The following is an 8,881-nucleotide window of genomic DNA, read 5'->3' on the forward strand; positions in this document are numbered from 1 at the left end:
TATAGTGGACCCATAAAAACAGACAATAATTTAAGATGGTGTCCATCATAAAACAGGTGGACGAAAATGAGTGAGAAAAAGCGTAAATTGATGACCGGCGCACAAAAGGCGAAGGTGGCGTTGGAGGCGGTCAAAGGTACAAAGACGGCCAATGAGATAGCCCAAGAACACGGTGTCCATCCGACGCAAGTCGGCCTCTGGAAAAAAGCCTTGCTGGAGAATGCCGGGCAACTGTTTGAGACGAAGCGCGGCCCGAAGGCGGTTGACCCGCAAAGCGACCCCGAACGCCTGTACGCCAAGATAGGACAGCTCAACATGGAGTTGGACTGGCTGAAAAAAAAGTCCGGGATCAACCCTTAAGCCTGCGGCAAGCGTGGGTTGCCCCCAATGACGGGCAGTTGCCAGTAACAGCCCAATGCCGTTTGGCGGGCATCGCCCGGTCGACCGTGTATGCGGGTAAAGCGGAAAGGGTGGACGGGTTCGAACTGATGTTGCTGCGCTTGTTGGACGAGGAATACACCCGCCGCCCCTTTTACGGCAGCCGGAAAATGGTGGCTTGGCTACGCGCCGAAGGCCATTGCGTCAACCGCAAGCGCGTGCAGCGCCTGATGCACATCCTGGGCTTGGCAGGGATGGCACCCGGCCCCAACACCAGCAAAAGCCACCCGGCGCACGCGGTTTACCCGTATTTGCTCAGGGGCTTGGGCATTGTCCGCCCTAACCACGTTTGGAGTACGGACATAACCTATATCCGGCTGGCGCACGGTTTTGTCTACCTGGTGGCGGTCATCGACTGGTACAGCCGTAAGGTTTTGGCTTGGGAAGTGTCGAACACGATGGATGTCGGCTTTTGCGTGGATTGCTTGGCAACTGCGCTCAGGCTCTACGGGATACCCGAAATCTTCAACACCGACCAAGGGGCGCAGTTCACCAGCGACAAATGGATAGCCGTACTCAAGGACAACGGCATCACAATCAGCATGGACGGACGCGGCAGGGCATTGGACAATATTTTTGTCGAACGGCTGTGGCGGAGCGTCAAGCATGAGGATGTTTATCTGAAAGGTTACGCCCATTTGCCGGAATTGCTATCAGGGCTGGCCGACTATTTTGTTTTCTACAACAGCGGACGTTACCATCAATCACTGGGCTATAAAACGCCCGATGAAGTCTATCGGACGGCGGTCGGCGGCGGGGCAAAAATAGCAGATCATTTTAGCGATAAACGAAATGCTTCAAACGGAGAAACGGGGCAGCGCCAATCCGCTGCAATGGCAATGACACTATCTTAAACTAGGCTAAATATTGTCTGGACAATGGGGGCCACTTAACGGCCACCATACCGGACGACTGTCTGCCATTCATCACAAACTCGCAACCGCCACGCATCAACCGCCTCATCATCATCGCCGCCCGTCAAGCCTAAAGTGCCTACAGTGAGATTATTGCTGCAACCGATAATCGGGTCTATCAACGCCAAAACAGCAAAAGCGACAACGTTTGTCGCTTTTCCGGCAGTCGTACAGCGCACAGTTACAGGCGTTGGCGAACCCGTCAGCGTGACCGCTGACAACACTTGATAATCCAAGCCATTAGGGGCGCGTAACAAAGCCCCGGCCAGAACATCAACCCCGGCTGTCCCCGTCGCCATAACGACACCCTGCGCGGCCACAGCCAGCAAGCGATTAACCGCATACAGTGCCGCCCAATCATAAAGGTGGTCTAAATCGCACGTTAACGGTGAGCATTGGGCAAGGATAAAATCCAAATAACCGTGTTGGCTATGACACGCCCGCGCCCACATCGCCGCCAACGGCTCTGCCAACACAGCAGGGATAACCGACAAATCGGCAGTAATGCGTGTATTAAGCTCGGAAAATGACGGGCGGGTATAAGTAGTCATAAGGCAATAGTGACAAGGGCTTTAACGGTATTGTACGTTGCCCCGATAGTCAAAATCAGGCTGGAAACATTTCCCATCGGCGTAATGTCTTGAATGTCGATTGCGGATAAAGCCGGATAACTTTCCAGCACCGATTTGATGTTAGCAATAGTAGCCGCGCGGACAGACGGGCTTAAGGCTTGCTGGCGATACCACCAGATTAATGATCCAGCAGTAGCATCAAACCACCAGCCACGTCGTTCATAGCGATCAGGCATTTGTGTTGCCGTCGCTTCAGCATCTGTAAATAACGCAGCATAGACCAGGGTTGAAAAAGCAGCGTTAGGATCGGTCATGGCGGCAGCATTAAACACCAGGTTAAATTGACCTTTATCATCTTGAATTAACTGCAACATATTAACCTCCAGTAATCGTCCCGGTCGCTGTGATATTGCCGTTTACCGCCAAGCTTGGCGCATCAATTGTCACCGACACCGAGGACTTAAGCACGACAGAGCCATCAGCTTTTATTTGCACAAAATTGCCTTTGTCATCATTTAACGCGACCTCGCCCTCGGCCAGCTCCATCGCATAACTATTATCACCCACAACAATCGCTACGCCGAAAGTGCGGTCGCCGGAGGGAAATAGGATATAAGCCTGACTGCCTTTCTTGGGCGCATGAGAAAAACCAAATGGCGTGACAAGCTTAACATTGTCCAGCACCTCTTCATCCAGCACCGTCGCCTGGGCTTTTCTGCCTGTGATTAACGTGATATTGCCCGTAGCAAAAATAAGCTGCAATCGGTTCCATATTTGATTAATCATGATGATGTAAAAACTTCATCAGGCCGTGCTTCATATTCTGATTCATTCCAAAATTCCAATTTTAAAGAAAGTAAAATCGCCCCTTTATCTTGCTTAATAATATGATCAAAATAGGCCTCACAACCTTTTTCATAACTCAACACATCTTCAATGTCATTTTTTAATGCTGCCAAAGACTTTTTTAAATCTTTACGGATAACACCAGACACAACAAAAACAGGCTTTTTCCCCGACCTCTCCCGTCGTACACGCTCATCAATAAGCAGCCGCCGCAACGTATCAATATCATCATCCGTCATGGCCTCAAGGCTTTTATTGTCCATCATAGCGATAATAGCATCGACATCATTCACTCTCATTCCCCCGGATTAATCACAGTTTTAGGCGTTTTTTTACGCCCCTTCTTAGCCGCTTTTTTGGCTTTACCCTTGCCCGCCTTAGCCGGAGCTTTCGTTTTTGGCACTTTTTCGCCAATAAACGCCTCGCGGTGCATCACTTGCATCATCGTAATACTACCGCCCTGGGCATCCAGCTTAAAAGTCCGATCGCCGATCAGGTAAACCGCATCAATCCGCTCATCGGGTATGACCACCCGGACCTGGCTATTTATAGCCCATAACCCAGCCGGACTTTGCCAGCCCTGTACCTCTAGCTCCAACCGATGCGCCCGCGCTTTGCGGCGGTTACGCTCCAGCTCAGCACGGCGATCACAGCCGCCGACACCTTGGCCATACTTGTCGGCCACAATGTGCAGCGGCCTAAAAAACGTAAACTCATCATCGATAGCCGAGCCTTTGGTCGATACGCTAGAATCATGGTCAAAGCCTTTAACGACATACTCGCTAAAGCGCAATTTATACTCATCGATCACCGAATAACTTAACAGATGCTGACCATAGACCAACGACGTTACAGGCGCATCGCTAGTCGGCTCAGTCAATACCAAGCCGCCGTCAGCCGTGGGATACAGCAGCAAGTTAGCCGCCCGCGCGGCATTGATCAGCGCGTTTGAAGGCGGACTCGCATTGCATGGCAAAATCCGGCACTACCACCGTCTCAACAAGCACCTTTAAAGGCACTTTAAAGGTATCGCAAAGACGCTTTACAATCTCAGCCAATTTTAAGTTAGACAGCTTGGCCGAGTATTGGCAATCTATCAGCTCACGCCCCAAGCTGCGCCCCTCGATAGAAACATTATGGCTACTGGCTGATTTCCTACGGCGCATATCATCGACGCGCATCGTCGCGGCCAGCAGGCCATCCACCAACACACTGACCACCGAATTTTTAGATAACGGCAACACATCAGTACCGGGCGGTAAGCTGATGCCGAGCTGTATGGACGCGCATAGGTCATCAACGGACGCGTGAATCTCCACCGTTTGCCAATAGCCATATTTGACACCATCAAACTGAATCTCAACCATAAACCAACCCGCGCACAAATAGCGGATGGGTGACGGTATTCATGGCATCAAAAACCGCCTCATCTTGCTCAAACCGCCACGCCATCACTACCGCAGGCATGTAATTAATCAGTTCAACCGACTGCGTAGCATCTAACACCTGATCCCGCAGCGCAGTCAGCAATGCCACGCGCAAAGCCAACATCGACTGAAATAGCGCGTCTGGCAATTGCGGTACCAGAATATCAATGGCCGTTATGATCTCTGCCAGCACCGTGTCGCGGGTAGCGGCATCGTTATAATCGATCAAGGCTATCTGGCTGGCCGCCGACACCAAGGCCACCGCCTGCATCGCCTTATGTTTTTCGATATTGACGGGCAACACCAGTGCCGACGTGGTCGGCACTGACATAGTTAGCAGGGTAGCATTGATAGGGTAACGGGTAGCTCGGTCGGTCAATAAGGCGATAATACGCGGCTTGTCCGTATCGGCCACATCAGCACTTGCCCCAGCTATTGAACCAAACACCGCCAAAACCGCCGCCTCGAATTGCCCAGGAATCGCCAACAGCGCATCAAAATCGGCATTGATGCCATCAATCTGCCCCGTTATTTGCTGCACCCAAGTCAGCGGCAACCGGGCGATAGCAATGATATTGCGCCAACCGTCCATCATTGTTGACACAATTTTCATGTAGCCGTTAACAGCATCCGAACCCATTTTGAAAATAGCAAAAATATCTAACATCAGTTGATCCAGTGCCGAAGTTTGCTTGACCACTTCATCAACCCAAACCAACTTGCTATATGACATCACCGCGCCGACTGCGACAAAATCAATCGTAATCGTACAAAAGCCGCCCTTTTCGTTGCTTTCTGAAATCGTCCAGTCCTTGGGGCGGACTTCCATGTCACCCAACCAGGGATGTGTGAGCGTATGAGAATCGCCATCCTGCAATAACAGCAAAAATATATTCCGCTCTTCATCGTAATTGGGACCAATGAAATAGGCGACTATATGCAAGTCCGAGGCCTTCATGCCGAAATCTTCGATTTGCGGCAGATCAGCACCGGGATATTCATGCACCACCAGCTTGCGACCTAGCTTAGTCTCATGGCTTTCGGTTAAGAAAGTTTGATCCCAGTATGATGCTGTTACTAGTCTATCTCGCCATGTTTTCACGGTACGTCCTTCCACATATTGCCAGTTTTTCCAATTTTTGTAGTTGTCGTATTCTCACCCGCTTTAGCAGTGCTTTTTGTGGTAGATTCCTGGCCTGTAACGACAAATCCCGGCGCTAAGCCAACGGTGATTTGTGTGTTTGTATCGACTTTAATCGGCTCCATATTATGGCTCCAGTCATAAAGAGTAGACCCGATCATTGCGCTAAGCTTTGTCTCATGCCCAGTCATCATTTGCATGACTTTACCGATGACTGTATCAACACCGCTAGCCAGTTGGTAACTGCCATAGCCGACCCCTGTTACCGCCGTCGCTTTTGACAATAAAGGGAAATAGGGGGCGGCATAAGCTGTGGCCGTGCGGCTAATCGCGGGTAAGCGGCTGAAAAAGGCCGTTGTATTTGCCATTGTGCTATTAAATGCTAACGAAGACCGAGTCAATAAAGCCGTCGAACTGGCGGCAAGCGACCCTCCGGCCACCGTTTCTGCAGCACCAGCAGCAGCGGGCATTAACCGTCTTAACATCATAGAACCACCTACCGCACCGACTGCCCCACCCGCTACCCACGGCGCGACCGCCGCCGTATCGGCCAGTATCGGATAACGTTCGGACAATGACATAAAAGAAAAGGGGAGTCGCTATTTTTGCGAAAGATTGCTTCGGCATCCTTGCCGGTCAATCAGCAAAAATCACGCGACCGCTTATGCCTTCGGCTGCCCCAGCCGTCCTGGTCACTCGCTCGCCACCCAACAAGGGGTGGCTCACATGCTCTCCAATGACTCGACGCGATTTCGTATAGCCTGCATTTTCACTTACGCTTCGCTTCGTGAAAACTCAGGCACTATCGCTTCTGGGGACTACTCGACTCCTGTCTCGCAGCGTCGGCAGCTTTACTTAAATAGGGCGTTACATCATCAAGTATATGCTTTTCCGCCGCATCAACCGTTTGCCCAGCCGCTGAAATCTTATAGGGGCTAGTTTGAGAAATATAAGCGAAATTGCTTTCATTAGGGGTAAATTCCCCCCTAATGGCTGCATTTGCCGTGTCTTCAAGGATTTTTCGGTACGGTGCATTTTGATAACCCAATGCTCCCGTCTGCCCCCGCATTTCCTGAAAATACCTAGAAATAGTTGAGCCTTTGGCAATCATTTCAATATCCGCTAATATGGCTTTAGCTTCTTGTGGGTTTTTGGCCTTATCTAACTTAGCCTTGTATTTATTTAATTTAGGGTCTTCTGCCATTTCTTGGCTGATCAATTGCTGCCAAAACTCAAGGGCGCTTATGCCTTTCGCACGGGCATCCATAAGGGCTTCATGCAAATCACGTCTATTATATTTTTTAAAATCCTTGGCCGTATCTTGAGAAGACATTTTCATCAAATAATTATGCGTGGCTACTGCGGCCTCATCAGGCGTACCCATGACCAAACTGGATGTGCCGTTTAATACGGCGACATCACGCACTGCTGCTAACCCCGACATACCCGCCGTTTTTGCATAAGGCAATTGGGATGGCATGTGCATTACCTGATTTTTATATTCAAAACTGCTCTTTTGCCCCACTGCAATAATGGCATTATTAGCCCGCTTCAATTCATCGACATTCGTGACGAAACCTTGGCCATACACTGTATTTGCCAGTTTTCCGACATCTTGCGGATTAGCATTATTTGCCACAGCAGTTTTAGCAAGATAGGGTAGGGTTACTGCCCCTTTCAACCAACTTGGCTAAAACTTGGTTTCGTGTCATTACTCTCTCCTTGGGTTAGTGGCCATTTAGGCCGTTGGTAGCCAAAACGGACTTAAAGTCCGTTTTGGCTAAGGCTTTCGCCTTGTGTTCGTAAAGCCGTATAATCGTCTTGTTACGTTCGATTGAGTACAATTTTACTTCAAACGAATATTAAGTCAACAGGAATTATTCAAATGAATATATGCACAAGATTAAGGCAAGCGATAGATGACAGCGGTATGAATATAAGGGAGTTTAGCGAATCAACAGGAGTACCGTATGTAACGCTACAGCAATATCTTGCAGGAAAAAGATCACCAGCCACTGAAGCTCTGTCAAAAATATGTATTCAAACGAATATAAATATCAATTGGCTATTGACCGGACAAGGCGAAATGCACAGAGCACCCCAAGCCGCTAATGATGCAGAAAAAGAATTAAGTCGGAGGCAAGCAGGAATGCTGGAGCTGTTTAATGCCCTAGATGAAAAGCAACAACGGGAAATACTCTCAGTTGCTGAGGAAAAAGAACGGCTGAATAGGATGGAGCAAGAACTGGGTGAAATAAGGAAAAAACTGGGGTAAACTGTTCGCTTTAAGAACTAATACAGCCTAACGCACCAATGGCAATCGATCAGGTGTTGTTAGGCTGAATTTATTAAAATATAAGGGCGGATTATGGCATTTCTAAAATGGCTTGCTTATATCATAGTAGCGGCAATGGTGTTTTTATATTCTGTATTGACGGGCAATTATTTAGTTATCGCCGTATCGCTTGCGGTGGGATTTGTAGTTTTTATTGGCGGGGCATTAATGCGATTGATTGCGCTATCTACCAAGTCAGTGCAGCTGCTTGAGGATATTTTAAGTAACCAGAAAAAGGATGGTGGCTGATGAAAATTATTGTTTCAGTATCGGCAACGCATGATTACGATGAGCTTGATCAAAAGATTGATGACTTACATAGAGAGGCGACGCATTATAAAAAAACGGATTTGGAATTATCTATATCCTACTTAAAAGAAGCCAAGGAATTAATGCAAGGAAAAGATAACAGGCTTATTGAGCAATGGCTTCGGTTGCCTTTATTTTTACAGCAGTCCGGGCGGTTTGATGAGGCAATGGTTGAATTTAATCTGATCATAAAGAATGTGAGGCCACGCGCAGAAAAGCGGTTTGGTTTCTTACATCAGCCAACGCGCATTAAGCTTTGCATCACCTCTGAAAAACTAAGGATTTATGAAAAAATGCAGCTTGCTTGTAAGCGGGAAAAGTTACCGGAGATGGCAAAAAAATATGCGTCTTTATATAATAAATGCCGAATGCTTCATGATGGATTGTCGAAAAAGTTAGCACAGGAAGAGGATGCGAAATTAGCCAGGGCAACAAAATACCTATCATCCATTAATCAATAAAGCCCTGTTTAAACCCTCTATAAATGGGTATAAAATCCGCCACAATAAATTTATTATCCATTTTAAACCCCACCAAAAACCCCAAAATCTTGCCCAAAAATCCCAAAATCAAGATTTTCTACAAAATTCAACAAACCTAGCAACTACGCGCCTTCCAGCCTATTTTTAGACCAAAATCCATATCCTATTCCATACCCCCCCTTACTCGGAGGCCGCCGCCACACGGGCGGCGGCGGGTTGGCGGGTGTGGGGCGAACCCTTAAGCACATTTCTTAAGCCGTCATTTCAACCCGCGTTTTTTTTACGCTTTTAATAGACATCTTTCCTAAATGTTGCCATATCTCAGGTTAACCAGTGCGGCCACCAGGCTCCATGTCAGGGAGTAGTTTTTGTGTTTGCCCCGGTAAACGTCCTTGACGATCCTGAAAATTTTGCAGC

Annotated in this window: 13 protein-coding genes; 4 read left to right on the top strand and 9 right to left on the bottom strand. The window is 48.4% G+C overall.

All coding sequences use genetic code 11. The features are described 5' to 3' along the window. The first annotated feature begins 66 nt into the window (after nucleotides 1-66). A protein-coding gene (locus AADEFJLK_RS13800; RefSeq protein ID WP_428839016.1) for an IS3 family transposase occupies nucleotides 67-1,292 on the top strand; the annotation gives its coding sequence in 2 pieces (ribosomal slippage) (nucleotides 67-343 and nucleotides 343-1,292; 1,227 coding nt in all). Between the two features lie 35 nt (nucleotides 1,293-1,327). Here the strand turns inward: AADEFJLK_RS13800 and AADEFJLK_RS13805 are convergent. The 9 genes from AADEFJLK_RS13805 to AADEFJLK_RS13840 form a co-directional block, all read right to left on the bottom strand. Continuing rightward, nucleotides 1,328-1,903 (bottom strand): baseplate J/gp47 family protein, encoded by a 576-nt coding sequence (locus tag AADEFJLK_RS13805; RefSeq protein ID WP_103974675.1) that lies wholly within the window; start codon nucleotides 1,901-1,903, stop codon nucleotides 1,328-1,330. Next, nucleotides 1,900-2,298, bottom strand: coding sequence for a phage GP46 family protein (locus AADEFJLK_RS13810; protein ID WP_103974676.1), 399 nt, complete (start codon nucleotides 2,296-2,298; stop codon nucleotides 1,900-1,902). Before AADEFJLK_RS13810 ends, AADEFJLK_RS13805 begins: the two co-directional genes overlap by 4 nt. A gap of 1 nt (nucleotide 2,299) precedes the next feature. Next, nucleotides 2,300-2,710: a phage baseplate assembly protein domain-containing protein gene (locus AADEFJLK_RS13815; RefSeq protein WP_103974677.1), complete on the bottom strand. Its 411-nt coding sequence runs from the start codon at nucleotides 2,708-2,710 to the stop codon at nucleotides 2,300-2,302. After that, a complete protein-coding gene (locus AADEFJLK_RS13820) occupies nucleotides 2,707-3,063 on the bottom strand; it encodes a hypothetical protein (protein WP_103974678.1) in 357 nt (118 codons plus the stop codon). Before AADEFJLK_RS13820 ends, AADEFJLK_RS13815 begins: the two co-directional genes overlap by 4 nt. A gap of 2 nt (nucleotides 3,064-3,065) precedes the next feature. Next, nucleotides 3,066-3,686, bottom strand: coding sequence for a phage baseplate assembly protein (locus tag AADEFJLK_RS25150; protein WP_211299220.1), 621 nt, complete (start codon nucleotides 3,684-3,686; stop codon nucleotides 3,066-3,068). Between the two features lies 1 nt (nucleotide 3,687). Beyond that, nucleotides 3,688-4,137 (bottom strand): phage baseplate assembly protein, encoded by a 450-nt coding sequence (locus AADEFJLK_RS25155; RefSeq protein ID WP_146054606.1) that lies wholly within the window; start codon nucleotides 4,135-4,137, stop codon nucleotides 3,688-3,690. Beyond that, a complete protein-coding gene (locus AADEFJLK_RS13830; protein WP_170065120.1) occupies nucleotides 4,130-5,299 on the bottom strand; it encodes a DNA circularization N-terminal domain-containing protein in 1,170 nt (389 codons plus the stop codon). Before AADEFJLK_RS13830 ends, AADEFJLK_RS25155 begins: the two co-directional genes overlap by 8 nt. After that, nucleotides 5,296-5,919, bottom strand: a complete 624-nt coding sequence (locus AADEFJLK_RS13835; RefSeq protein ID WP_103974680.1) for a hypothetical protein — start codon at nucleotides 5,917-5,919, stop codon at nucleotides 5,296-5,298. Before AADEFJLK_RS13835 ends, AADEFJLK_RS13830 begins: the two co-directional genes overlap by 4 nt. A 221-nt stretch (nucleotides 5,920-6,140) precedes the next feature. After that, nucleotides 6,141-7,019 (bottom strand): phage tail tape measure protein, encoded by an 879-nt coding sequence (locus tag AADEFJLK_RS13840; protein WP_146054607.1) that lies wholly within the window; start codon nucleotides 7,017-7,019, stop codon nucleotides 6,141-6,143. Between the two features lie 153 nt (nucleotides 7,020-7,172). Between AADEFJLK_RS13840 and AADEFJLK_RS13845 the strand changes: the two genes are divergently transcribed. From AADEFJLK_RS13845 to AADEFJLK_RS13855, 3 genes are all read left to right on the top strand, one after another. Then, nucleotides 7,173-7,613 (top strand): helix-turn-helix domain-containing protein, encoded by a 441-nt coding sequence (locus AADEFJLK_RS13845; protein ID WP_211299221.1) that lies wholly within the window; start codon nucleotides 7,173-7,175, stop codon nucleotides 7,611-7,613. A gap of 93 nt (nucleotides 7,614-7,706) precedes the next feature. Beyond that, complete coding sequence (locus tag AADEFJLK_RS13850) at nucleotides 7,707-7,922, top strand: hypothetical protein (RefSeq protein ID WP_103974683.1); 216 nt, start codon at nucleotides 7,707-7,709, stop codon at nucleotides 7,920-7,922. Further along, entirely contained in the window at nucleotides 7,922-8,443 is a 522-nt protein-coding gene (locus AADEFJLK_RS13855) for a hypothetical protein (protein WP_103974684.1), read from the top strand. The genes AADEFJLK_RS13850 and AADEFJLK_RS13855 overlap by 1 nt, the downstream gene beginning before the upstream one ends. The last annotated feature ends 438 nt before the right edge of the window (nucleotides 8,444-8,881 follow it).

The sequence above is a fragment of the Methylovulum psychrotolerans genome (assembly GCF_002923755.1).
Taxonomy (GTDB): Bacteria; Pseudomonadota; Gammaproteobacteria; order Methylococcales; family Methylomonadaceae; genus Methylovulum; species Methylovulum psychrotolerans.